The 22,948-nt window shown below is 64.9% G+C and carries 21 protein-coding genes, 1 tRNA gene and 1 pseudogene; 14 read left to right on the top strand and 9 right to left on the bottom strand.

The window, feature by feature from the left end; all coding sequences use genetic code 11:
• Positions 1-15: 15 nt before the first annotated feature.
• Together ABIB66_RS37860 and ABIB66_RS37855 are read right to left on the bottom strand one after the other, a co-directional pair.
• Positions 16-1,271: pseudogene (locus ABIB66_RS37860) on the bottom strand (TRAP transporter large permease).
• A complete protein-coding gene (locus tag ABIB66_RS37855; RefSeq protein ID WP_354204533.1) occupies positions 1,271-1,879 on the bottom strand; it encodes a TRAP transporter small permease in 609 nt (202 codons plus the stop codon). The pseudogene ABIB66_RS37860 and the gene ABIB66_RS37855 overlap by 1 nt, the downstream one beginning before the upstream one ends.
• A gap of 205 nt (positions 1,880-2,084) precedes the next feature.
• Here ABIB66_RS37855 and ABIB66_RS37850 point away from each other — a divergent pair, with 205 nt between their 5' ends.
• Positions 2,085-2,768: a GntR family transcriptional regulator gene (locus tag ABIB66_RS37850; protein WP_354203532.1), complete on the top strand. Its 684-nt coding sequence runs from the start codon at positions 2,085-2,087 to the stop codon at positions 2,766-2,768.
• Positions 2,769-2,859: 91 nt separating this feature from the next.
• Here the strand turns inward: ABIB66_RS37850 and ABIB66_RS37845 are convergent, their stop codons facing one another.
• Genes ABIB66_RS37845 through ABIB66_RS37835 form a run of 3 tightly spaced genes read right to left on the bottom strand, consistent with a single transcriptional unit; the run spans position 2,860 to position 5,788 of the window.
• A complete protein-coding gene (locus ABIB66_RS37845; RefSeq protein WP_354203530.1) occupies positions 2,860-4,218 on the bottom strand; it encodes a TRAP transporter large permease in 1,359 nt (452 codons plus the stop codon).
• Positions 4,215-4,769, bottom strand: a complete 555-nt coding sequence (locus tag ABIB66_RS37840; RefSeq protein WP_354258382.1) for a TRAP transporter small permease — start codon at positions 4,767-4,769, stop codon at positions 4,215-4,217. The genes ABIB66_RS37845 and ABIB66_RS37840 overlap by 4 nt, the downstream gene beginning before the upstream one ends.
• Complete coding sequence (locus tag ABIB66_RS37835) at positions 4,766-5,788, bottom strand: TRAP transporter substrate-binding protein (protein ID WP_354203526.1); 1,023 nt, start codon at positions 5,786-5,788, stop codon at positions 4,766-4,768. The genes ABIB66_RS37840 and ABIB66_RS37835 overlap by 4 nt, the downstream gene beginning before the upstream one ends.
• Before the next feature lie 333 nt (positions 5,789-6,121).
• Between ABIB66_RS37835 and ABIB66_RS37830 the strand changes: the two genes are divergently transcribed.
• The gene (locus ABIB66_RS37830; RefSeq protein WP_007591301.1) at positions 6,122-6,364 is read left to right on the top strand and encodes a pentapeptide MXKDX repeat protein; all 243 of its coding nucleotides are present in this window, start codon (positions 6,122-6,124) and stop codon (positions 6,362-6,364) included.
• A 140-nt stretch (positions 6,365-6,504) separates the two neighbouring features.
• Here the strand turns inward: ABIB66_RS37830 and ABIB66_RS37825 are convergent, their stop codons facing one another.
• Positions 6,505-6,852, bottom strand: a complete 348-nt coding sequence (locus tag ABIB66_RS37825) for a DUF6481 family protein (protein WP_275172633.1) — start codon at positions 6,850-6,852, stop codon at positions 6,505-6,507.
• Between the two features lie 268 nt (positions 6,853-7,120).
• Here ABIB66_RS37825 and ABIB66_RS37820 point away from each other — a divergent pair, with 268 nt between their 5' ends.
• The 3 genes from ABIB66_RS37820 (at position 7,121) to ABIB66_RS37810 (ending at position 8,666) form a co-directional block, all read left to right on the top strand.
• A complete protein-coding gene (locus ABIB66_RS37820) occupies positions 7,121-7,357 on the top strand; it encodes a hypothetical protein (RefSeq protein WP_275172632.1) in 237 nt (78 codons plus the stop codon).
• A 77-nt stretch (positions 7,358-7,434) separates the two neighbouring features.
• On the top strand, positions 7,435-7,683 hold the full coding sequence (locus ABIB66_RS37815; protein ID WP_354203523.1) for a hypothetical protein: 249 nt from the start codon (positions 7,435-7,437) through the stop codon (positions 7,681-7,683).
• A 185-nt stretch (positions 7,684-7,868) separates the two neighbouring features.
• Positions 7,869-8,666, top strand: a complete 798-nt coding sequence (locus ABIB66_RS37810; RefSeq protein WP_354258379.1) for a hypothetical protein — start codon at positions 7,869-7,871, stop codon at positions 8,664-8,666.
• Between the two features lie 76 nt (positions 8,667-8,742).
• Here the strand turns inward: ABIB66_RS37810 and ABIB66_RS37805 are convergent, their stop codons facing one another.
• Positions 8,743-8,904 carry a hypothetical protein gene (locus tag ABIB66_RS37805; protein ID WP_007610185.1) on the bottom strand — a complete coding sequence of 54 codons (162 nt, stop codon included), beginning with the start codon at positions 8,902-8,904 and terminating at the stop codon, positions 8,743-8,745.
• A gap of 224 nt (positions 8,905-9,128) precedes the next feature.
• Here ABIB66_RS37805 and ABIB66_RS37800 point away from each other — a divergent pair, with 224 nt between their 5' ends.
• Together ABIB66_RS37800 and ABIB66_RS37795 are read left to right on the top strand one after the other, a co-directional pair.
• Complete coding sequence (locus ABIB66_RS37800) at positions 9,129-9,278, top strand: hypothetical protein (protein WP_197031201.1); 150 nt, start codon at positions 9,129-9,131, stop codon at positions 9,276-9,278.
• Positions 9,279-9,513: 235 nt separating this feature from the next.
• The gene (locus ABIB66_RS37795) at positions 9,514-9,825 is read left to right on the top strand and encodes a hypothetical protein (protein ID WP_473317958.1); all 312 of its coding nucleotides are present in this window, start codon (positions 9,514-9,516) and stop codon (positions 9,823-9,825) included.
• 33 nt (positions 9,826-9,858) lie between these two features.
• On the opposite strand, the gene ABIB66_RS37790 is transcribed toward ABIB66_RS37795, so the two are convergent.
• Positions 9,859-10,086, bottom strand: coding sequence for a DUF2171 domain-containing protein (locus ABIB66_RS37790; protein WP_354203518.1), 228 nt, complete (start codon positions 10,084-10,086; stop codon positions 9,859-9,861).
• 136 nt (positions 10,087-10,222) lie between these two features.
• Here ABIB66_RS37790 and ABIB66_RS37785 point away from each other — a divergent pair, with 136 nt between their 5' ends.
• From ABIB66_RS37785 to ABIB66_RS37775, 3 genes are all read left to right on the top strand, one after another.
• Positions 10,223-11,506 (top strand): hypothetical protein, encoded by a 1,284-nt coding sequence (locus ABIB66_RS37785; protein WP_354203516.1) that lies wholly within the window; start codon positions 10,223-10,225, stop codon positions 11,504-11,506.
• Between the two features lie 15 nt (positions 11,507-11,521).
• On the top strand, positions 11,522-11,887 hold the full coding sequence (locus tag ABIB66_RS37780; protein WP_354203514.1) for a hypothetical protein: 366 nt from the start codon (positions 11,522-11,524) through the stop codon (positions 11,885-11,887).
• Positions 11,888-12,056: 169 nt separating this feature from the next.
• Positions 12,057-12,230: a hypothetical protein gene (locus ABIB66_RS37775; protein WP_354203512.1), complete on the top strand. Its 174-nt coding sequence runs from the start codon at positions 12,057-12,059 to the stop codon at positions 12,228-12,230.
• Positions 12,231-12,350: 120 nt separating this feature from the next.
• On the opposite strand, the gene ABIB66_RS37770 is transcribed toward ABIB66_RS37775, so the two are convergent.
• Positions 12,351-12,427 (bottom strand) — tRNA-Arg (locus ABIB66_RS37770).
• A gap of 403 nt (positions 12,428-12,830) precedes the next feature.
• Between ABIB66_RS37770 and ABIB66_RS37765 the strand changes: the two genes are divergently transcribed.
• From ABIB66_RS37765 to ABIB66_RS37750, 4 genes are all read left to right on the top strand, one after another.
• Positions 12,831-18,035, top strand: a complete 5,205-nt coding sequence (locus ABIB66_RS37765) for an alpha-2-macroglobulin family protein (protein ID WP_354258376.1) — start codon at positions 12,831-12,833, stop codon at positions 18,033-18,035.
• 113 nt (positions 18,036-18,148) lie between these two features.
• A complete protein-coding gene (pbpC, locus tag ABIB66_RS37760; RefSeq protein WP_502917404.1) occupies positions 18,149-20,257 on the top strand; it encodes a penicillin-binding protein 1C in 2,109 nt (702 codons plus the stop codon).
• Between the two features lie 50 nt (positions 20,258-20,307).
• Positions 20,308-22,050, top strand: a complete 1,743-nt coding sequence (locus tag ABIB66_RS37755) for an ArnT family glycosyltransferase (protein WP_354054490.1) — start codon at positions 20,308-20,310, stop codon at positions 22,048-22,050.
• A gap of 1 nt (position 22,051) precedes the next feature.
• Positions 22,052-22,897 carry a phosphatase PAP2 family protein gene (locus tag ABIB66_RS37750; RefSeq protein WP_354258373.1) on the top strand — a complete coding sequence of 282 codons (846 nt, stop codon included), beginning with the start codon at positions 22,052-22,054 and terminating at the stop codon, positions 22,895-22,897.
• Positions 22,898-22,948: the final 51 nt, after the last annotated feature.

Raw genomic sequence — 22,948 nt, 5'->3', positions numbered from 1 at the left:
TCCTTTTTGACGGGCCTATTTGATGAGGATCAGCGAGAGCGACGGATAGAGCGAGAGCAGCACCAGCAGGACGCAGGAGATGACGAAGAAGGGCAGCGTCACCATGAACATCTTGCCGGGCTTGGCGCCGGTGACGGCGGCCGCGACGAAGAAGCAGAGCCCGACCGGCGGGGACAACAGGCCGAGAACCAGGTTGATCACCACCACGACGCCGAAATGCCGGGGATCGATGTGATAGACGTCGGTTGCGACCGGCAGCAGGATCGGCACCGTCATGATCAGGCCGGGAATGCCGTCGATCACTGTGCCGATCACCAGCAGGATGACGTTGCAGATCAGCATGAAGCTGATCGGGTCCTTGGCGGCCGTCTGGATCCAGGCGGCGGTTTCCTGCGGCACCTTGCCGAAGATCAGCACCCAGGAGAACACCGCCGCGGCGGCCACCAGGAACAGCACGATCGCCGCATAGATCGCGCTGCGCAGCATCATCTGCGGCAGCTGCGAGAATTCGAACTGAACTTTCCGACCAGGGCGGCGGCAACGGCGCCGACGGCGGCGGATTCCGTCGCGTTGGCGAGACCGCCGAGGATTGTGCCGACGATGACGATCGGGATCAGCAGGGTGGGCGAGGTCCGCAGGATCGTCGCCACGCGCTGCCGCGGCGTCTGATAGTCGGCGCGCGGATAGTTGTAGATGTAGCCCATCAGGGCGATGACGACGCAGAACATCACCGTGAGGATGACGCCCGGCACGATGCCGGCGATCAGCATGTCGCTGACCGAGACCTGCGCGAGCACGCTGTAGACCACGAACATCACCGACGGCGGGATGATCGGGCCGAGCATGCCGCCATAGGCGGTCAGTCCCGCCGCAAACGTCTTGTCGTAGCCCTTCTTCTCCATCTCCGGCACCATGATCTGGGCCATGATCGCGACCTGTGCGGTCGCCGATCCCAGGATCGAGGAGATGAACATGTTGGCGAGGATGTTGACGTAGGCGAGCCCGCCCTTGAGCGAGCCGACGAAGGCCATCGCCATGTCGACGATGCGCCGCGTGATGCCGCCGCCGTTCATGATCTCGCCGATCAGGATGAAGAGCGGAATGGCGATCAGGCCATAGCTGTCGACGCCTCCGAACAGCTGGAGCGGATAGGACTGGAACAGCACCGGATTGCCGGACGCCGCGATGTAAACCAGGCCGGCAAGGCACAGGCAGAGCCCGATCGGCACGCCGACCAGCATGATCGCGAGAAAGGCTGCCGACGTGATCATCAGTTGACCCCGTCGAGTTCGGAGAGCGCAAAGCCCTTCGGTTGCGTGCGCGGGACCAGCTCGAGGTCTTCCAGCAAATTGGCGAGGCCATGCACGGTCATCGACACCGCGAACATCGGCAGCGTCAGATAGAGCACCCAGGTCGGCCAGTTCAGCGTCTGGGTATGCTCCGTGTAGAGGAAATTGAAGGTCTGGGCCGCCAGCTTGCGCCCGTCGAAACCGGCGCGGGCAAGGCCAATCGGGTCCATCCAGAGCACGCAGGTGACGATCAGGGCGAGGCCGAACACGACGACGAGGCCGATCGAGATCACCTTCGCGATCTTCTGGGCGCGGCGCGAAAGACGTTCCGTCAGCATCGTCACCGCGAAATCGAGCCGCAGCCGCGTCATCGCGGACGCCCCGATGAAGGTCAGCCAGACCACGCAATAGACCGCGGATTCGTCGATCCAGTAGATCGGAAAATGCGAGTAGCGGGTGACGACGTTGACCAGGATCAGGCCGGTGAGCAGGTACATCAGGCCCATCAATGCGATGCGCTCGACAGCGAGCAGGGCGCTGGAAGCGCGGACGATCATGCGTCGAACGCTGAACGCGCGCGTGGCCGGCATCGTCTGCTCGATCATGAAGAGGCCCCATTGCCCGCAAGATTTGTCGTGCGATGGCCGAATGTATAATTTATACATTTTGGCTGTCAAATGGAATTGCGGGCTGCCTCGAAGGCGTGCACGACCTTTTCGCGGGGGACGGGATGACATCAACATGCAAGACAGGGACCGTTCCGGCCGGCCGAGTCGGGAACGGACGGAATATCGGATGAAAGCGCCTCTGAAGCATCGCACCCTGTCGGCTGCGATCGTCGACCAACTCCGACAGGCAATCCTCGACGGGACCTATCCGGCCGGATCGCAACTGCGCCAGGATGCGCTTGGCGAGGCCTATGGCGTCAGCCGTATCCCCGTGCGCGAGGCGCTGTTTCAGCTCGAAGCGGAGGGCCTGGTGCGGATCGTTCCGCAGAAGGGCGCCATCGTCTCCGAGCTGTCACTGGACGAGATCAACGACGTCTTCGACCTGCGCCGGATCCTGGAGCCGCGGCTGCTAGCGCACTCGGCCCCCCGATTCACCGTGGAGGATTTCGCGGGGCTCGACGACATCCACAAGAGCTTCGAGAAGGCGATCAAGGCCCGCAACGTCAGCGAATGGGGGCAGCTCAACGCCGACTTCCACATGGCGTTGTATGTCCATGCCCCGCAGCCCCGCACCCGGGCGATCGTGCTGTCACTGCTCCAGACCAGCGACCGCTATACGCGTCTCCAGCTCTCCAACACCAAGGCGATGGGGACCGCCGAGAAGGAGCACGCTCATCTGATCGCGCTCTGCCGCACGCAAAAGATCGAGGAGGCCTGCCGGTTTTTGGAGCGGCACATCGAAGCCGTGCGCAAGGATCTGTTGCAGGTGGTGGCGATCGCACCGCGGTCGCGGCGGAAAGAGAAATCGTAGAGTGGGTTAGCGAAGCGTAACCCACCTCTTTCTGACCGCATTGACGAGAAGAGGTGGATTACGCCTTCGGCTAATCCACCCTACGGGAGTTTTACCTGCTCCCGTCCGGGCCCATCACCAGATCCGGCAGCGCGGTCGAGATCTCCGGCACGAAGCACAGCAGCAGCACCGCGACCATCATCAGCAGCACGAACGGCAGCGTGCCCCAGATCACCTCGCGCAAGGGAATGTCGGGCGCGACGTTGCGGATGACGAAGATGTTGAGGCCGACGGGTGGATGGATCAGCCCCATCTCCATCACGATAGTCATGACGACGCCGAACCAGATGATGTCGAAGTTCGCCGCGCGAAGCGGCGGCAGGATGATCGGCGCGGTCATGAGAATAATCGAGACCGGCGGCAGGAAGAAGCCGAGCACGACGACCATGACGAGGATCGCGAACAAGAGGCCCCAGCGCGGCAGATGCATCGCGACGACGGATTCGGCCGCCGATTGCGAGATGTGCAGATAGCTCATCACGTAGGAGTAGAGCAGCGACATGCCGATGATCATCATCAGCATCGTCGATTCCCGGATCGTCGATTTCAGGATCGGGGCGAGGTCGCTCGGCCGCCACACGCTGTAGATCGCCGCAATCAATGCCAGCGCCAAGAGGCCGCCGAGGCCGGCGGTCTCCGACGGCGTGGCGTAGCCGCCATAGAGCGCGATCATGACGCCGGTGAGCAGCAGCACGAAGGGGATCACGCGCGGCAGCACGCTGAAGCGTTCCGCGAGCGTGTACTCGTCGCGGGCGAGGATCGCAGCTTCCGGGCCGCCGTTCTTGTAGATCGCTTCGGCCGCGGCATATTCCTGGCGGAAGCGGATCACGGCGTAGATGCCGAACAACGAGACCAGCAGCAGGCCGGGTCCAATGCCGGCGAGGAACAGCCGTCCCAGCGATTTTTCGGCGGCGACAGCAAACAGGATCATGGTGATCGACGGCGGCAGCAGGATGCCGAGCGTGCCGCCGGCGGCGATGATGCCGGCGGCAAAACCGCCGGAATAGCCGCGCTTGCGCATCTCGGGGATTCCGGCCGAGCCGATTGCCGAGCAGGTTGCGGGCGAGGAGCCCGCCATCGCCGCAAACAGCGCGCAGGCGAACACGTTGGCGACGCCGAGGCCGCCGGGGACGCGGTGCAGCCAGGCGTGCAGAGCCGAGTAGAGATCCTGGCCCGCGCGCGACTTGCCGATCGCGGCGCCCTTCAGGATGAAGAGCGGGATCGAAAGCAGCGTGATCGAGGCCATTTCCTCGTAGACGTTCTGCGTCACCGTATCGAGAGAGGCGGCGGGCATGTAGATGCCCATGAACACGACCGCGACCGCGCCGAGCGCGAACGCAATCGGCATGCCCGAAAACATCACGACCAGCGTCGCGATCCCGTACGCGAGGCCGATACCGAAAACGCTCATGAACGCCTGGCTCCAGCGAAAGGCAGCGCAAGCTGCACGAGGATCTGGACGCAGAGCAGGCTCATGCCGAACGCCATCAGCGAATAGGGGATCGCCAGCGGCGGCGACCACATCGAGTTCGAGACCTGGCCGTCGACATAGGCTTCATGCGCCAGCGTCCAGGACTTCCAGGCGAAGAAAGCGCAGAACAGAAGCGTCACGGCATCGACCAGCCAGAGCCTGATCCGGTTCGCCAGCGGCGAGAGCAGGCCGACGAAGGCCTCGATGCCGATGTGACCGCGGTTCTGCTGCACGTAGGCGGCAGTCATGAAGGTGGCGCCCACCAGCAGGAACACCGCCGCCTCGTCCTGCCAGTAATTGGCGGCCTTGAACAAAGCGCGGCTGAGCACGCTGTAGCTCAGGATGGCGCAGGCCGCGATCAGTGCGATCGCGGCGAACACGACGATGATGCTGTTGACGATGGCGAGACCGCGATCGATCGCCGCCGCAAGGCCGGTCCTTGCGGCAGCGTTGGCCTGGTCGTCACGATCCGGAAGCGGACCGTGGCTCATGCGGCGACGTCGGTCGCGAGCTTGAGCAGGTTGGCCGAGGTCGCGGTCTTGGCGCCGTAGTCCTTCCATGCGGTGTCGCGGGCGATGTCACGCCACTTGCCGACGGTTGCGGCATCGAGCGCCGAGACCTTGGCGCCGGCCTTCTCGTAGACCTTGGCGACCTCGACGTCGTCGTCCTGCGCGCCCTTGCGGCCGAATGCTTCGAGCTCGGTGCCGACCGCGAGCAGGATGTCCTGCTGGTTCTTCGGCAGCTTGTCGAAGATCGCCTTCGACATCATCAGCGGCTCGAGCATGAACCAATAGGACGCGCCTGCGCCAGAGGTCAGCGATTTCGCGACTTCTTCAAGGCGGAACGAGATCAGGCTGGTCGAGGAGGTGATGCCGGCATCGCAGGCACCCGTCTGCATCGCTGCGTAGATTTCGTTTGAGGGCACCGACAGCACCGAGGCGCCGGCGGTCTGCAGCACCATGTCCATCTCGCGCGAGCCGCCGCGCACCTTGAGACCCTTGGCATCTTCGGGGGCCACGATCGGCTTGGAGCGGCTGGCGACGCCGCCGGCCTGCCACACCCAGCTGAGCAGGATGATGCCCTTGTCGGCGAGGAAGTCGGTCAACGCCTTGCCGACCGGCTCCTTCTTCCAGCGCATGCCCTGGTCGTAGGTGGTGACGAGGCCCGGCATCAGGCCGATATTGGTTTCCGGCAATTCGCCGCCGGCATAGGGCATCGGATAGAGGCTGATGTCGAGCGCGCCCTTACGCATCGCGGAGAACTGCGCGTTGGTCTTGATCAGCGAGGAGTTCGGATAGATCTCGGCGGCGATGTCGCCGTTGCTGCGCTTACTGACTTCGGCGGCGAACATGCGGCAGAGCCGGTCGCGGAAATCGCCCTTGTCGACGGTGCCGCCCGGGAACTGATGCGAGATCTTCAGCGTGGTCGCGGCATGCGCGGTGCCGGTGCCGAAACGGAGAATGGCGGGTGCGGCGACGGCAGTCGCGATCAGGTGGCGGCGCGTGAGCATGGTGTGATTCCCTTGGGCGGTTTTTTGAACGGTTCTTTGGAGGGTTCTTGTTTGCCGTGATTTTGGGTCGGTCTTCGAAACCGTGCTGAGGCCCATCCTAGCCGGTCTTTCAGACAATGTTCTCTAGTCTGATAGTTCGAGACCGAATGCCGCGGCAAGAGGCGGCTATGTTGCGTTGCACACACCCGATCTCCTGCATCCGCCGAACGAAGGACGGCGGCGGGCGCGCAGAAATTTATCAGCGGCCGCGTAACAACGCCCCGTGGCAATCCGTCGAGATCAGATAGCGGCGTCCGTCGCTGACAAACATCCATCTCGAAGGGAAGACCAGTCATGACCATTCGTACCCGCATCGCGCTCGGCGTTTCGGCGGCCGTTCTCTCGCTCGGCCTCGCGCTGTCGCCGGCCGCTTTTGCCCAGGACAAGATGGGCAAGGATGACGGCATGATGAAAAAGGACACGATGTCCAAGGACGGCATGAAGAAGGACACCATGTCCAAGGACGACGGCATGAAGAAGGACACGATGTCGAAGGACGGGATGAAGAAAGACGACGGGATGATGAAGAAGCACTGATCTTCCATCGTCGAGGAGGCGCTTGCGACAGACAGACGCGCGCCAAAAATCCGGGGGCGGTCACGTATGACCGCCCCCCAGAGTGTTGTTTCAGTCCAAATTCAATTGAACGTGACTTGCGAGCGTTAGACTTGCGAACGTTACTTGCGCTTCGCCTTGCGGGCGGCGTAGCGAGCGTCTCGCTTGGCCTTTTGCTCGGCCTCGGCTTCGGCCGCCTTCGCGACGGCTTCTTCGGCTTCGCGGGCGATCCGCGCGGACTCGAGCGCGGCAGCCTCTTCTTGAAGGCGCTTCTGCTCGGCCTTTTCCGTCTCTCGCGCAGCCTTTGCCTCGGCGCGCTTGGCCGCAAGGGCCTCGCGCTCCGCACGCTTCGCCACAACCGCCGGATCATCCGGCCCTGGCTGCGACTTGAATTTGTTCAAAAGGTTCTTGCGTGCTTCCTGTGCCGCCTTTTGTCGGTCGGAGAAGCCTGGTTCCCTAAATCCACTCATCGGCGAACCTTGTCATCCTCGCTTTCGATCCTACATCACTGCCTGTTGGTACGTCGGCTGGGCATAGCGGGCGCCGCGCGACGCAGATGCGTGTACATCGGCGCGCGCCGTGATGCCACCTATAATCGCAGCCGATCAGGTAGACGAAAATCGCCGCCCCCGACGATCTCTCGTAGCCCCGAAAAACTGCCGAATTGTGATGTCCCTCATATGGGGGCACCAGGGCGGTGCCTAGCGTCCCGCCCGGTATGAGACGCGGAGCACGGGTATGACGATCTCAAGACTGAGCGTGAAGGCGCTCGCAATCGCCGTCACGGTGGCAGCCCTGGCCGGTGCCACGCTGCTCCTCGCCCGGCCGCAGCCGATCGAAAGTGCCGTCCTGGGCGCAGATTGGGAATGCACCCAGACCGCGTTCGTGCTCACGACCTGCGCACCGCGGGTCCAGCAGGCGATCCCGGCGGTCGAAACCTCGCGCAAGGAAGCGATCCGGCCCACCCGAGGCTAACCGGGAGAAGCTTGGGCGAGATGTGACGCCACGCCGCAGAGGTGATAAAGCCCGCTCGCCCCCGTGATCGGCCAGCCATGTCCAAGTCCGAAGCAAAGTCCGAAGCAAAGTCCGAACGTAAGCCCGAACCGGGCGCGAAGCCCAAATCCCCTCCAAAACCTCAATCCGGTGACAACCGCCGCGGCGCCATTGCGGGCTTGATCATCGCGATCGTGATCCTCGGCGTCGGCTGGTGGCTCGCGCGCGATCTCACCTCGGCCAGCAAGATGCAGGACTGCCTGATGTCCGGGCGAAGCAACTGCAACGTGATCGAGCCGGCCCGCTAGAAGCACTCCAGCGCGGCCCGCGCGGACGAAAAAAATGTCGTGATCTTAATCATTTGTAACGGGACTTGGGCGACCAAAGCAGGTCAGTCATGTCAGCCGGCATCAGCTCAGCGCGAGCCGAATCGTCTATCGCGCCAGGCATCACGGCCATTGACCGCAATCGAGAGAATAGGGGGCAAGCACGCATGAGTGCGTCCAGTCGCATCAAGATCATCATTCCCTTGGTTTCGGCGATGTCGATGCTCGCCGTCCCGGCGCAGGCTCAGGAGGCCAGGCCGCCGAGAGACGCCGCCCAGCCATCGGCCGGACCGGGCGCCAGTGCTCCGCCTCAGAACATGCGCAAGGGTCCGCCGCCGCAGCAGGTTGCCCGGCCGGCGCCACGGCCCGGCGGCCAGCCTCACGCCGGCGGCCCCGGTCATGCAGGTCCGGGCCTTAGCGGTCCAGCTCCGGCGCCGCGCAATGCCGGCGGCCCGCCCCCCGGACGCAATTACGCCAGGGGTCCCGCACCGGCGCGCGATTGGGGCGGTCACAGCTATCGCGGCCATCTCGCCTGGGATGGCGGACGCTGGCGCCACGAAGTCCACAACGGCCGCTCCGGCTGGTGGTGGGATGTGGGCGGCGCGCGGTATTATTATCCGCAGCGGATGGCCGGCCCGCCGGCCTACATCTCGGAGGATTATTACGATGACGTGCCTGTGGCCTACGCCCCGCCGCCGGTCGCCTACGAACCGCCGCCGCCACCGCCACCCGCCGATCCCGGCGCGAGCGCGCTTGGCGGCGCCATCGTCGGCGGCTTGCTGGGCGGCCTGATCTCGGGCAACGCCTCAGGTGCGGCCGCAGGCGCCGTGATCGGCGGTGCCACCGGCGCGATCGCCGGCGCGACGGCTGCTTCGCGTCCTGGCTACTATCTGGCCCAGGGCAACTGCTACTACCGCTATCCGAGCGGCCAATATGTGCAGGCTGACCCCCGCGCGTGTTACTGAGCACTCCAGGCAAGACCTGATGCGAAGAGGCGGATGAAAAGTCCGCCTCTTTTCATTTGTGGCGTGGCCGCGCGCGTCAGGACACCAGCCAGCTGAAGAACGCGATCGCGGCCCAGACCAGGCCCGCGATCCAGGCCAGCATCACGATACCGATGGTCGCAAGATATGCGATGCCGAGCGGATCGGATCTTTCGCGTCGCGTCGGGACGGCAATTTCGGCTGCGGCTTCTTGTGTCATGACGGGACCACCTCCCATGCCTTCTCGCTCCTGAGAGCGCTGAGGACTGTTTAGCGGAGGCGTCGGGCGCCGGCTGTGACGCACTTCACAGATCGGTGCGCATCAAGGCCAGACAGATGCGTGAACTGGATCGAGTCGCAAATCCCCAAGTGCGGATTAACCCCGCAATCATACGGACGAAATTGCCACGCGCTTGTCCAGATCGTCCGGCTAGAATTGGCTTCATGTGTACTAAGTACGATCCACAGCACGAAGCCGAGGCGGCGATGAAGCGCGCCGTGGCGGCCGAAGGCCCCGACCGGCAACGTCTCATCGAGCTGGCCCTGGCCTGGCATCAACTCGCCCGCGACCGGCGCGAAGAGCGGACGGACTGAGCCCACGTTCTTGCGACAATACCCGTATTCACAGAAAAACCCCGTGCTCGGGGGACAAGCACGGGGTTCTCGAGAGCCGATCGGGGCTGGCAAATCGGCACCACTCGATAGCGAACGCGCCGACCGGAGGTTCGTTCCGCGCCTCCTCAATTCTTTTCGCGCGAGATCATGAAGGCCGGCCGGGGAGGCGCATCTTGCCGATGGAACGTCGGTTCCTCGCCGACGTTGAGCCGCTATGAACGATCCCGAGTTGCGCGCAGAGTCCTTCGAGATTGCCTGGAAATATCTCGACCAATCCGGCCTGCTTACTGGCGAGCGCAGGGACGCGGCCCGGTTCATCCTGAACAGGATCGACCGCATGATGCGGGGTGGCGAACGCCGACGGTTGCTGCTGTCCAACGCCGCGATCGACGCCTACCGCTTGTGGCCCGTACTCGTGACGCTCGACGCCTCACGAGAGTCGCAGAAACGCGACGTTAAGACTTGTTCGGACGACGATTTTCCGATCGCGATTCGTTTCGCGGAACGAAGCGGAGCAGGACCGTGAACAAACAAAAAGCCTCCGGGGAAATTTGCTGACTCAGGCCGCTTCCGACTTCGGCACCGCGTCGGCATTGACCGAAAGCTTGACGATATCGCCTTCGACGGCACCCACATATTTCGTGTCGATGTAATGATGATGGTCCTTGTGACCTTCCGGGCTGTCCTTCCGCGTCAGCTTGATGCGGTTTCCCTCGACGGGGTCGACGGTGCCGACAGGCGCGCCGTCCTTGCCGATGATCTTCATATGCTCTCTGATCTCGCTCATGATGTTCTCCTTGTGAAGTGTCAACGGCGAGGACCGGTCTTCGTTGCAAGGACGAGCGGGTCGACTGTCTGGAGCCAATGCGTTCGCCGAGCGTTGAAAGGCAACCGCAATTGCCAGGACCGTTATCAATATCCGCATGGAGACCTCCGAGGCCTATCTCGAACGAAAGCACAGGGAAATCGGGCTGCTGAACGATTGCCTGAGGAGCCCGCTGCATTTGGCTCGGCCGCAATCGGTCGACGAGGTCGTGGACTCCAAATTTCGGCTCGCCGCCGCGCTGCGCGCGGAGCATGCGCTGCAGGACTGGAAGGCGACGGAGACCGCCTGGTCGCACGCGGCGTCTCCCACCAGCGGTCCGTTCGTGTTCAGCTACGATTATCAGCGCGCGGACCTCAAGGTCCGCGGTCCCTCGTTCTATGAACTCGAGCGCGGCTGCCGGAGCGAGGCGATCTATACCGCATCCGGCATGGCCGCGATCTCCGCGCTGCTGCTCGCGTCCGCACGAATCACCGGCAAGGCGGACATCGTGGTGCTGCCGGGCACATACGGCGAGACACTGGAGCTGATCGAGAGCCTCGTCCCCCATTTGCGACTTGTCACCGCCAGACTGCCGCTGGCCGAAGCGTTCGCTGCGGCAGCCTCGCCACGGCTTCTCCTGCTGGATTCATGCGCTCCTGCCGGGGCGTTCGAAGCGGCTTTGCGTTGCGACGGTTCGGGGCTCGATCTGTTGATTTTCGACACCACATGTTTCGCCGGCAGATCGGGGCGCATCCGGCGCGTCCTGAGATGGGCCGCGCGATGGGACATTCCCGTCGTGTTGGTGCGAAGCCACAACAAGCTGGATTCGCTCGGGGTGGAATACGGCCGGCTCGGCTCTGCCGTGTTCGTGCATTGGAGCCGGAAGGACCTCAAGGCAGGCCAGCTGCTGTCCGAAAGCCTGGCGGCGGAAACCCGCAACGCCGTCCGGCTTCTCGGTGGCGCGGCGTTGCCGGCGCACTTCCCGCCATTCGTGGGCTCAGCGGGCTATTGGGCCCTGACGAAAAGGCGCGTCGCGGCGATCCTGCGCAACGGTCGCCACACGGCGCGATATTTCGCCTCCGAGCTCGCTTCGCTCTCGGCCGAGCTGCATTTCACCCACGGCCTCTATGTCACGCTTCGCGGCAGGCGCGCCCTCGACGAGGCGACCGCGCGGCAGGCCGCCGACGACATGAGCCGCGACCTCAGCGCCAAAGGCTTCCCCATTCGCCACGCCGGCAGTTTTGGTTTCGATTTCGCGGCGACCGAGTGGTTTCACGACGCGACCAAGGATCGGTACAGCGTCCGGGTCGCCGTGCCGGATTTGCCCACGGCGTTGTGGAAGGATCTCGCGGCGGCGATTGCCGGGTGGTGGGCGCGACATCAGGGCGAGACTGAAGGGTGAGTACGGTGCAAGGCCATGACAGAGCGATCGAACGCGTTTCCTTACAGGGAATGCACGTGGCATGTTTCAGACGAACAGTCCCAGCAATGGCTTGCGGTGCTTGAAAAGACGGGTGCAACCAACGTCCGAGCGCGGCTAGCCCAGACCGACGCGGCATCCGCAGGAGCGATTGCGATCGGAACCGCGCCCGTCATGACGATCGGGTTCGCCCAGGAATGGCTGAACTGGAAAGATAATCAAAAATCCGAGGCGGATATCGAACGGCACGAGCGGCAGATCTGGTGGACCCGGACCGCGGCAATCGCCGCATCGGTCGCCGCCTTGAGCGCACTGTTCGGCTGGATTTGGACGATCTTCATCCGGGGGAATAATGGCCTGTAACAAACATGATTGTTATGTTGCGCATACATCCGCGAAACGAAAGCGGCGACAAACTGCGCTGTTTCAATCGATCGCCAGGCATTCTTCCACGGCCGGCTTCTGGTGGCCGCGACGCGTCCATGCCTGAACGGCGAAGGCGAGTTGATGCTGGCTAGCCGCCGCGTCCGCGATGGAAGCCCGCGCCGTCGCGATGGGCTTCGTGATGGCGCCGGAGTTCACGACTCCCGCGTCAACTGCCAGGAACGATATTGCCACAATCGCGACCGCAGATGCGATAGCCATTCTCGTCAAGTCGGATAGTGGCATCGAAGTCCTTATCGGGCGCACGTCGCTCGGCGGATAGATAGGGCTCGTTTGCCTGGATCAAAGCCCGGAGCGAGGCGACCCACGCGTTCGTGAAGGACGGTGGATTCTGCAGGCGCGCATCGTAGACCGGGCTCACGATGAACGCTCGAGACTGAAATGGCGATCCCGGCAGGAATCGAACCTGCAACCCTCAGAGTAGAAATCTGATGCTCTATCCAGTTGAGCTACGGGACCGGCTTGAGCCGCCCTGGTTGGGGGCCGGCTGTTCATCTACCATGCCATTATGAAAAATATCGTCTTTCGCCAAGCCTGAACCGAACCGTTTTCCTCGAAGCCGCGACAAAGCGGAACGGTGGGGTGTCAGGGTGCCGGGTTGAGCGGCAGCGGACTGGACGATGGATCACATCGCCGGGAACGCTGGCCAGCTTCCGGGACACGGCCGCCGGACGACTGGTCGGGTATTGCTGCGCCATCAGGACGGCGTGCGCGGCGGTAGCTTGATCGGTCTCCTCTGGGCGTGCCTTGTCATGGCGAATGCGACGGTTTGCAGCTTTGGTTCCATCGCCTTGAGTCCGTCACCTTTCCGCGCATTTCATGCGACAAGCGGCGTTCGTCCGCGATTTCCGGGAGTCCATCCATGATCGGTCTTGTTCGCGCCGTCACACTCTGCGCCACGCTGGCGTTCGGCCTTAGCGTAGCGCAGGCCGCCGACAAAGCCTTCAAGCGGGACGACCTCGCCGATTCCGCGATCAAGCTGGAGGCGCAGATCAAGGGCGAGGCGGGGCCGGTCGCCAAGGCTGCCGCGAGCTTGCGCACCGACGCCGATGCTGCCTTCCGGCGCAACGACTACCGCACCGGCCTGTCGGTGCTCGGCCAGATCGCGGCGACCACGCCGGAGGACGCCGGCAACTGGCTGCGCCTGGCGAAAGTCATCTTCCAGATATCGCCGAAGAGCTCGAGCGAGCAGACGTTCCTGCTGGAGCGCGCCTCGACTGCCGCCTACATCGCTTACCAGCGCGCCGGTAATGCGGGCGAGGAGGCCGATGCGCTCGCGGTGCTCGGCAAGTCGCTATCCGAACGCAAGCTGTGGCGGCCGGCGCTGGATGCGCTGCGGCTGTCGCTCGACATGCAGGAGGTCGCCGACGTCCGCGGCCAATATGAGAAGATGCGCGACGAGCACGGTTTCCGGCTGCTCGACTACACTGTGGACTCGGACTCCGCCAGCCCGCGCGCCTGCTTCCAGTTCTCGGAGGAGCTGGCAAAACGCACCGATTTCGCGCCGTACCTCGCGTTGGCGGGCCAGGACAAGCCTGCCCTGTTGGCCGAGGGCAAGCAGCTCTGCGTCGACGGGCTGAAGCACGGCGAGCGCTACAACATCAATTTGCGCGCCGGCCTGCCGTCCACCGTGAAGGAAGGCCTGCCGAAGTCGGCCGAGTTCAACGTCTATGTGCGCGACCGCAAGCCCTTCGTGCGCTTCACCAGTCGCGCCTATGTGCTGCCGAGGACCGGCCAGCGCGGCATTCCCGTCGTCAGCGTCAACACGCCAGCCGTCAACATCAACGTATTCCGGATCGGCGACCGCAATTTGATCAACTCGGTGGTCGATAGCGATTTCCAGAAGACGCTGTCGAAATACCAGCTCAGCGATCTCGGCGGCGAGCGCGGCGTGAAAGTCTGGACCGGCGAGCTCGCGACCGCGATGACGCTGAACCAGGACGTCACTACCGCATTCCCGGTCGATCAGGCGCTCGGCGAGCTCCAGCCCGGCGTCTATGTCATGACGGCCGCGGCGAAGGGCCCGGGCTCGGACGACGACTACCAGCTCGCCACGCAATGGTTCATCGTCTCCGATCTCGGCGTCACGGCCTATTCCGGCAATGACGGCATCCATGTCTTCGTGAATTCGCTGGCCTCGACCGATCCGGTCGGCAAAGCCGAGGTGCGGCTGGTCGCGCGCAACAACGAGATCTTGGCCACCCGCAAGACCGATGAGAGCGGCCATTTGCTGTTCGAGGCGGGGCTTGCGCGCGGCGAGGGCGGCCTGTCGCCGGCGATGCTCACCGTGACCGGCGAGAAGGCCGACTATGCCTTCCTCAGCCTCAAATCTTCGGCCTTCGACCTGTCCGACCGTGGCGTTGCGGGTCGCGTGGTGCCTGCGGGCGCCGATGCCTTCGTCTATGCCGAGCGCGGCGTCTACCGCTCCAGCGAGACCGTCTATCTCACCGCCCTGTTGCGCGACGGGCAGGGCAATGCCGTCACCGGCGGGCCGATGACTCTGGTGATCGAGCGTCCCGACGGCGTCGAATACCGCCGCGCCGTGCTGTCCGACCAGGGCGCCGGCGGGCGCACCTTGTCCGTGCCGCTCAACCCGGCCGTCCCAACCGGGACCTGGCGGGTGCGCGCCTTCACCGATCCGAAGGGGTCTTCGGTCGGCGAGACCACTTTCATGGTTGAGGACTACGTCCCTGACCGGATCGAATTCGACTTGTCTGCCAAGGACAAGCTGATCAAAGCTAACGCTCCAGTGGAGCTTAAGGCGGACGGTCATTTCCTCTATGGAGCGCCGGCCTCGGGTCTGGCGCTCGAAGGCGACATGCTGGTCGCGCCCGCGTCCGAGCGGCCGGGCTTCGCCGGTTACCAGTTCGGCGTCGCCGACGAGGAGACCTCCTCGAACGAGCGCACGCCGCTGGAGAACCTGCCGGAAGCTGACGCCAACGGCGTTGCGACCTTCCCGGTCACGCTCGACAAGCAGCCGGCCTCGACGCGGCCGCAGGAGGCGCAGATCTTCGTCCGCATGGTCGAGACCGGCGGCCGCGCCGTCGAACGCAAGATCGTGCTGCCGGTCGCGCCTGCTGCCGCCATGATCGGCATCAAGCCGCTCTTCGGCGACAAGAACGTCGCCGAGGGCGACAAGGCCGAGTTCGATGTCGTGTTCGTCTCGCCTGAGGGTGAGAGGCTTCGCCGCGACGGCCTGCGCTACGAGCTCCTGAAGATGGAGTCGCGCTACCAATGGTATCGCCAGAGCAATTACTGGGAGTACGAGCCGGTCAAATCGACCTCGCGCGTCTCTGACGGCGACGTGACCGTCGCCGCGGACAAGCCGTCGCGAATTTCGCTGACCCCAAAGCCCGGCCGCTACCGGTTGGACGTGAAGTCGAACGACGCCGACGGCCCCGTGACCTCGGTGCAGTTCGACGTCGGCTGGTATTCCGACGGCAGCGCCGACACGCCGGACCTCCTGGAGACCTCGATCGACAAGCCGCAATACGCCTCGGGCGACACGATGACCGTGTCGGTCAACGTCCGCAGCGCCGGCAAGCTGACCGTCAACGTGCTCGGCGATCGCCTGCTGACGACGCAGACCATCGACGTCAAGGAAGGCACCGCGCAGGTGAAGCTCCCGGTCGGCAAGGACTGGGGCACCGGCGCCTATGTGGTCGCGACGCTGCGCCGGCCGCTCGATGCGGCCGCGCAACGCATGCCGGGCCGTGCGATCGGACTGAAATGGTTCGGCATCGACAAGCAGACCCGCACATTGCAGGTGAAGCTGACGCCGCCGGCACTGATCCGGCCGAATGCAATGTTGAAGATCCCGGTCAAGCTTGACGGGCTCAATCCGGGCGAAGACGCCAAGATCGTGATCGCTGCGGTCGATGTCGGCATCCTCAACCTCACCAATTACAAGCCACCGGCACCGGACGACTACTATCTCGGCCAGCGCCGCCTGAGCGCGGAGATCCGCGACCTCTATGGGCAACTCATCGACGGCATGTCGGGCACGCGCGGGCAGATCAAGTCCGGGGGCGACGCCGGTGCCGCCGAGCTCCAGGGCTCGCCGCCCGCGCAAAAGCCGCTCGCGCTCTATTCGGGCATCGTCACCGTCGCTGCCGACGGCACGGCGGAAGTGAGCTTCGATATTCCGGAGTTCGCCGGCACCGCGCGCGTGATGGCGGTGGCGTGGACCGCGACCAAGCTCGGTCGCGCCAACACGGACGTAGTGATCCGCGATCCCGTGGTGCTGACCACGACCCTGCCGCGCTTCCTGCTCAACGGCGACCACGGCACGGCCAATCTCGAGATCGACAATGTCGAAGGGCTGGCCGGCGATTACGTCATCAACGTGAAGACCGGCGGCCCGGTAAAGATGACCGGCAATCCCGCAACCACGGTCAAGCTCGCCGCCAAGCAGCGCAACTCCTTCTCGCTCGCCATCGACGCGACGGCGGCGGGGCAGGCGACGCTCGACGTCGACATCAGGGGGCCGAATGGCCTGGCGCTGGCGCGCCACTATGCGCTCGACGTCAAGGCGGCGACGCAAGTCCTGGCGCGGCGCTCGATCCGGACGCTCGCGAAGGGTGAGAGCCTGACGTTGACCTCGGATATGTTCGCCGATCTCGTGCCGGGTACCGGCAGCGTCTCGGTCTCGGCCAGCCTGTCGACTGCGCTCGATGCGGCGACGATCCTTAAAGCGCTCGACCGCTATCCCTATGGCTGTTCGGAGCAGATCACCAGCCGCGCGATGCCGTTGCTCTATGTCAACGATCTCGCGGCCGGCGCGCATCTGGCCATGGACACTGAAGTCGACCAGCGCATCCGCGACGCCATCGAGCGGCTCCTGGCGCGCCAGGGCTCGAACGGCTCGTTCGGCCTGTGGTCGGCAGGCGGTGACGACGCCTGGCTCGACGCGTACGTGACGGACTTCCTGACCCGCGCCCGCGAAAAGGGCTTTGTGGTCCCGGATGTGCTGTTCAAGACCGCGCTGGATCGTATCCGCAACTCGGTCGTCAACGGCAACGAGCCGGAGAAGGACGGCGGCCGCGATCTCGCCTACGGCCTCTATGTGCTGGCGCGCAATGGCGCGGCGCCGATCGGTGACCTCCGCTATCTCGCCGACACCAAGCTGAGCAACCTCGCAACTCCCATTGCGAAATCGCAGCTCGCCGCGGCGCTCGCGTTGGTCGGTGACCGCAATCGCGCGGAGCGGGTCTATGGCGCCGCGCTCGACAGTCTCGCGCCAAAACCTGTTCTGGAGTTCGGACGCACCGACTACGGCTCGCAGCTCCGCGATGCCGCAGCGCTGGTGTCGCTTGCCAGTGAAGGCAATGCGCCGAAGGCAACGCTGACGCAGGCGGTGTCGCGGGTCGAGACCGCGCGCGGGCTGACGCCCTACACCTCCACGCAGGAGAATGCGTGGCTGGTGCTGGCGGCACGCGCGCTCGCCAAGGAGAACCTGTCGATGGAGGTGGACGGCCAGCCGGTCAAGACCGCGCTCTACCGCAGCTACAAGGCCGCGACACTGGAGGGCAAGCCGCTGAAGATCACCAACACCGGCGATGCGCCGGTGCAGGCGGTGGTCTCGGTGTCGGGTTCGCCGGTGACGCCGGAGCCTGCGGCATCGAACGGCTTCAAGATCGAGCGCAGTTTCTTCACGCTCGACGGCAAGCCTGCCGACATCAGCAAGGTCAAGCAGAACGACCGCTTCGCCGTGGTGCTGAAGATCACCGAGGCCAAGCCCGAGTACGGCCACATCATGGTGTCCGACTATCTGCCGGCCGGTCTGGAGATCGACAATCCAAAACTGGTATCGTCGGGCGACAGCGGCACGCTGGGCTGGATCGAGGATGGCGAAGAGCCCGAGGATACCGAGTTCCGCGACGACCGCTTCACGGCGGCCGTCGACCGCGCCTCGGATTCCAAGGCGGTCTTCACGGTGGCCTATGTCGTGCGTGTCGTCTCGCCCGGCAAATACGTGCTGCCGCAGGCCTATGTCGAGGACATGTACAATCCCTCGCGCTACGGCCGCACCGGGACCGGCACGGTCGAGGTGCGGGCGGCCAAGTGAGTGAGATGAAAGCCGAGCCACATACTCAGTCGTCATGCCCGGGCAAAAGCGCGAAGCGCGTCTTCGCGCAGATGTCCCGGGCATCCACGAACTGTGGTGCCGTCGGCAAGAACGTGGATGGCCGGGACAAGCCCGGCCATGACGGAGCAAAGGACAGGGGCCTGAATGTCCTCTCCGCGCTAGCTCTCGCCCTCATCCTCACCATCGTCGGCTTCGTCGCGTGGGTTTACTCCCTCGGTCCGCTGCCTTTCGACGAAGCCCGCCAGGTTTCCACCACCATCGTCGATCGCAACGGCAAGCTGCTGCGTGCCTATGCGATGGCGGACGGGCGCTGGCGGCTGCCGGTCGAGACAAAAACGAACGTCGATCCGACCTATCTGAAGCTGCTGCTCGCCTATGAGGACCAGCGCTTTTACGCACATGACGGCATCGACCCGCTGGCACTGGGGCGCGCTGCGTTTCAGCTTGGGACGCGCGGCCACATCGTCTCGGGCGGCTCGACCATCTCGATGCAGCTCGCGCGGCTGATGGAGCCGCGGCGGCAGCGCTCGCTCTATGCAAAGCTGCGGCAGATGGTGCGAGCGATCGAGATCGAGCGCAGCTTGAGCAAGGAGCAGATCCTCGACCTCTATCTGGCGCTCGCGCCCTACGGCGGCAACCTCGAAGGCATTCGGGCCGCTTCGATCGCCTATCTCGGCAAGGAGCCGAAGCGATTGTTGCTGGCTGAAGCGGCGTTGCTGGTCGCGCTGCCGCAATCGCCGGAGACCCGCAGGCTCGATCGCCATCCCGATGCAGCGCGCAAAGCGCGTGACCGCGTGCTCGACCGCATGGTCGAGGAGCATCAGATCAGCCTCGACGATGCCAAGCAGGCCAAAGCCGTTCCCGTGCCGAAACTGCGCAAGCCGATGCCGATCTTGGCGCCGCACGCCTCCGATGCGGCGCTCGCGACGGTCAAGGACGCGCTCGTCATCAGGCTGACGCTCGATGCCAACCTGCAAAAGGTGCTGGAGCCGCTGGCGCGAGATCGCGCCATTTCGTTGGGGCCGAACATCTCGGTCGGCATCATCGTCGTCGACAATGAGAGCGGCGACGTGCTCGCACGCGTCGGCTCGGCGGATTATTTTGACGAGCGCCGGGCAGGGCAGGTCGACATGACCCGCGCGGTCCGCTCGCCGGGCTCGACGCTGAAACCGTTCATCTATGGGCTCGCTTTCGAGGATGGCTTCGTTCACCCCGACAGTTTGATCGACGACCGTCCAGTCCGCTTCGGCTCCTACGCGCCGGAAAATTTCGACATGACGTTCCAGGGCACCGTGCCGGTGAAGAAGGCGCTGCAGCTGTCGCTGAACGTGCCCGCGATCGTGCTGCTCGACCGCGTCGGCGCGAGCCGGCTTGCCTCGAGGCTGCGCCAGGCCGGTGGCAATCTGGTTCTGCCCAAAGACGAGGCGCCGGGACTTGCCATGGGCCTTGGCGGCGTCGGCGTGACGCTGCAGGACCTCGCCCAGCTCTATGCTGGCTTCGCCCGGCTCGGCACCACCAGGCCACTGCGCGAGATCATGAGCGACCGGGACGACCGCGAGCCGCTGCGGCTGCTCGATCAGGTCGCGGCCTGGCAAGTGGGTAATGTGCTGCTCGGCACCCCGCCGCCGGAGAACGCGGCTCACAACCGCATCGCTTTCAAGACCGGCACCTCCTATGGCTACCGCGACGCATGGTCGATGGGCTTCGACGGGCGCATGACCATCGGCGTCTGGGTCGGTCGGCCCGACGGTGCGCCGGTTCCGGGCCTGATTGGGCGCGTCGCCGCCGCGCCCATTCTGTTCGACGCCTTCGCCCGGACCGGAAAGACGCTCCTCCCGTTGCCTAAGCCGCCGAAAGGAACTCTCGTTGCCAGTAACGCCAAGCTGCCGTTGCCGCTGAGGCGGTTCCGCCCGGTCGGAGACCTAGTGCGAACCGGGGGCGAACAGGCCCTGCACATCCAGTTTCCGCTGAACGGCTCGCGGATCGATGTCGATCGCTCAGGTGGCGAAGGTGGCGCAGCCATGCCGGTCAAGGTCGCCGGCGGCGTTCTGCCCATGACCGTCATGGTTAACGGAACGGCGCAGGGCGAGATCGACGGACGGCGCCAGCGGCTGATCGATCCGCCCGGTCCGGGCTTTGCGCGGCTGACGGTCATCGATGCCACGGGCGCCGCGGACACAGTTGTCATTCGAATTCAGTGATCCTGCCGCAAGCGGTTGTGGCGATGGCGGTTTCAGCGTAAGCGGAACCGATGGCCGAGACCTACCCAGCACCCCGTTTTGGAGCTCCTCGCGAGCCGAAATCCCCGGTGAATCCGGGCAGCCGGCTCGTGTCCATGTTCGACATCGCCACGGCCAGCCACGTCCGCGCGGTCGCCTTCCTGCTGCTGTGCGCGCTGCTGTTATTCCTGCCGGGCTTCTTCACAATTCCGCCGGTTGACCGCGACGAGGCCCGCTTTGCGCAGGCCACCAAGCAGATGGTCGAGAGTGGCGATTATGTCGATATCCGCTTCCAGGAGGACGTCCGCTACAAGAAGCCGGTCGGCATCTATTGGCTGCAATCGGCCGCGGTCGAGACGGCATCGGCGCTCGGTCTGCCGCGGGCCGAATTGCGGATCTGGGTTTACCGGCTGCCCTCGCTGATCGGCGCCATCGGTGCCGTGCTCATGACCTATTGGGCGGCGCTCGGCTTCGTCACGCGGCGCGCCGCGGTGCTTGCGGCACTTCTGATGTGTGCCTCCGTACTGCTCGGGGTCGAGGCGCGGCTCGCCAAGACCGACGCGATGCTGCTGTTCTGCGTGACCGCTGCGATGGGCGCGATGGCGCGGGCGTATCTGTCGTGGCAGCGCGCCGAGGACGAGACCCATCCGCCCTGGAGTTGGCCTGCGATCTTCTGGACGGCGCTCGCTGTCGGCATCCTGATCAAGGGCCCGCTGATCCTGATGTTCGCAGGTCTGACCATCGTCGCGCTCGCGATCCAGGACCGCGATGCCTCCTGGCTGTGGAAGCTGCGCCCGCTCTGGGGCCTGATGTGGATGCTGGTGCTGGTGCTGCCCTGGTTCGTCGCGATCTTCTGGCGCGCGGGCGATGCCTTCTTCGCCGATTCCGTCGGCGGCGACATGCTGAGCAAGTTGGGCGCGCAGGAATCCCACGGCGCGCCGCCCGGATTGTACCTGGCCCTGTTCTGGATCACGTTCTGGCCCGGCGCGCCGCTCGCGGCGATGGCGGCGCCCGCGGTCTGGCGCGCGCGGCGCGAGCCCGGCGCGCAGTTCCTGCTGGCCTGGCTGGTCCCGTCCTGGATCGTATTCGAGGTGGTGCTGACCAAGCTGCCGCACTACGTGCTGCCGCTGTACCCCGCGATCGCGATCCTCACCGCGGGCGCGCTCGAGCGGCGCGTGCTGTCGTGGTCCTGGTTGATGCGCGGCTCGGCCTGGTGGTTCGCGATCCCCGTTGGCGGCTCGATCATCGCGGTCGTCGGCGCGGTGATGCTGACGCGGCAGCCTGCTTTCGTCGCCTGGCCGTTCATCGCGGCCTCGCTGATCTTCGGCCTGTTCGCCTGGTGGCTTCACGACAACAACCACGCCGAGCGCTCGCTGCTCAACGCGCTGGTCGCAGCCCTGATGCTCGCGGTGACGGTCTACGGCATCGTGCTGCCGTCGCTGACGCCGTTGTTTCCGAGCATCGAGATCGCACGCGCGCTTCGCAACGTCACCTGCGTCGGGCCGAAGGCGGCCGCGGCCGGCTATCACGAGCCGAGCCTCGTCTTCCTGACGGGTACACAGACGTTGCTCACCGACGGTTCGGGCGCGGCGGATTTCCTGCGGCAGGGGAGCTGCCGTTTCGCGCTGATCGAGCAGCGCTCAGAGCGCGGCTTCGTGCAGCGCGCCGAGGCGATCGGACTGCGCTACAAGGTTGGCACGCGCATCGAGGGCTACAATTTCTCGCAAGGGCGCGCGATCTCGATCTCGATCTTCCGCTCGGAAGGTACCGAGTAGGATGTCGGCACCAACCGACATCGCGCCGCGCGCGAGCTATCCCGCGCAATTGCTCACGCTGTCGGGGCGCGCCCTGGCGCAGCTCGTGCGCTCGCCCTCGCATTCGCGCCGCGCCGAGGCCGCGCGAAAGCTGGCGCGGCATTCGCTGTGGCTCAGTGCGGCGGGTGCAGCCTTGGTCATCGCGCTGATGGTCGCGTTCGACCTGACCGAGATTCAGCTGATGCCGGCGCGTGGCACACCGGGCCTGTGGCCGATCCGCATCCTCACCGATTTCGGCAAGGACGAGTATGTGCTCTCGGTGCTCGGGGGCGTGCTGGTGGTGCTGGTGCTCGTTGCGGCGGGATTGCACGGCACAAGCCGCGCGTTGCTGCTCGGCCTCGGCACGCGGCTGCAGTTCATGTTTCTGTCTGTTGCCGTGCCCATATTCGTCGCTGAGATCCTGAAATATCTCATCGGTCGAGGACGTCCGTTCGTCGGCGGCAAGGCCAATCCGTTCAACTTCATCCCGTTCGAGGGGACGGGGGCCTATGCCAGCCTGCCGTCGGGTCATGCGGTGACGGCGTTCGCGCTCGCGTTTGCGGTCTCTGCGTTGTGGCCGCGCCTGCGCGTGTTCATGTTCACTTACGCGATCGTGATCCTGCTGACGCGACTGGTGCTGCTCGCGCATCACCCGAGTGACGTCGTGGCCGGCGCCCTGGTCGGCATGGTGGGAGCCTTGGCGGTGCGCTACTGGTTCGCGGCCCGTAGGCTCGGCTTTGCCATCCGTGCCGACGGCACCATTGTGCCTCTTGCGGGGGCGGTCTCGGCCCGCCTCAAAAGGGTTGCCCACGGGGCATCCGCCCCATAAAAGCGGCTGCCTGCCGGGACCCTCGGTTCCCGAGCCAAGCCAATTCCAACC

Source organism: Bradyrhizobium sp. F1.13.3, assembly GCF_040548265.1.
Lineage (GTDB): Bacteria > Pseudomonadota > Alphaproteobacteria > Rhizobiales > Xanthobacteraceae > Bradyrhizobium.
Note: the sequence above shows the minus strand (reverse complement) of the source record. Positions and strands in the feature narration are given on the sequence as shown.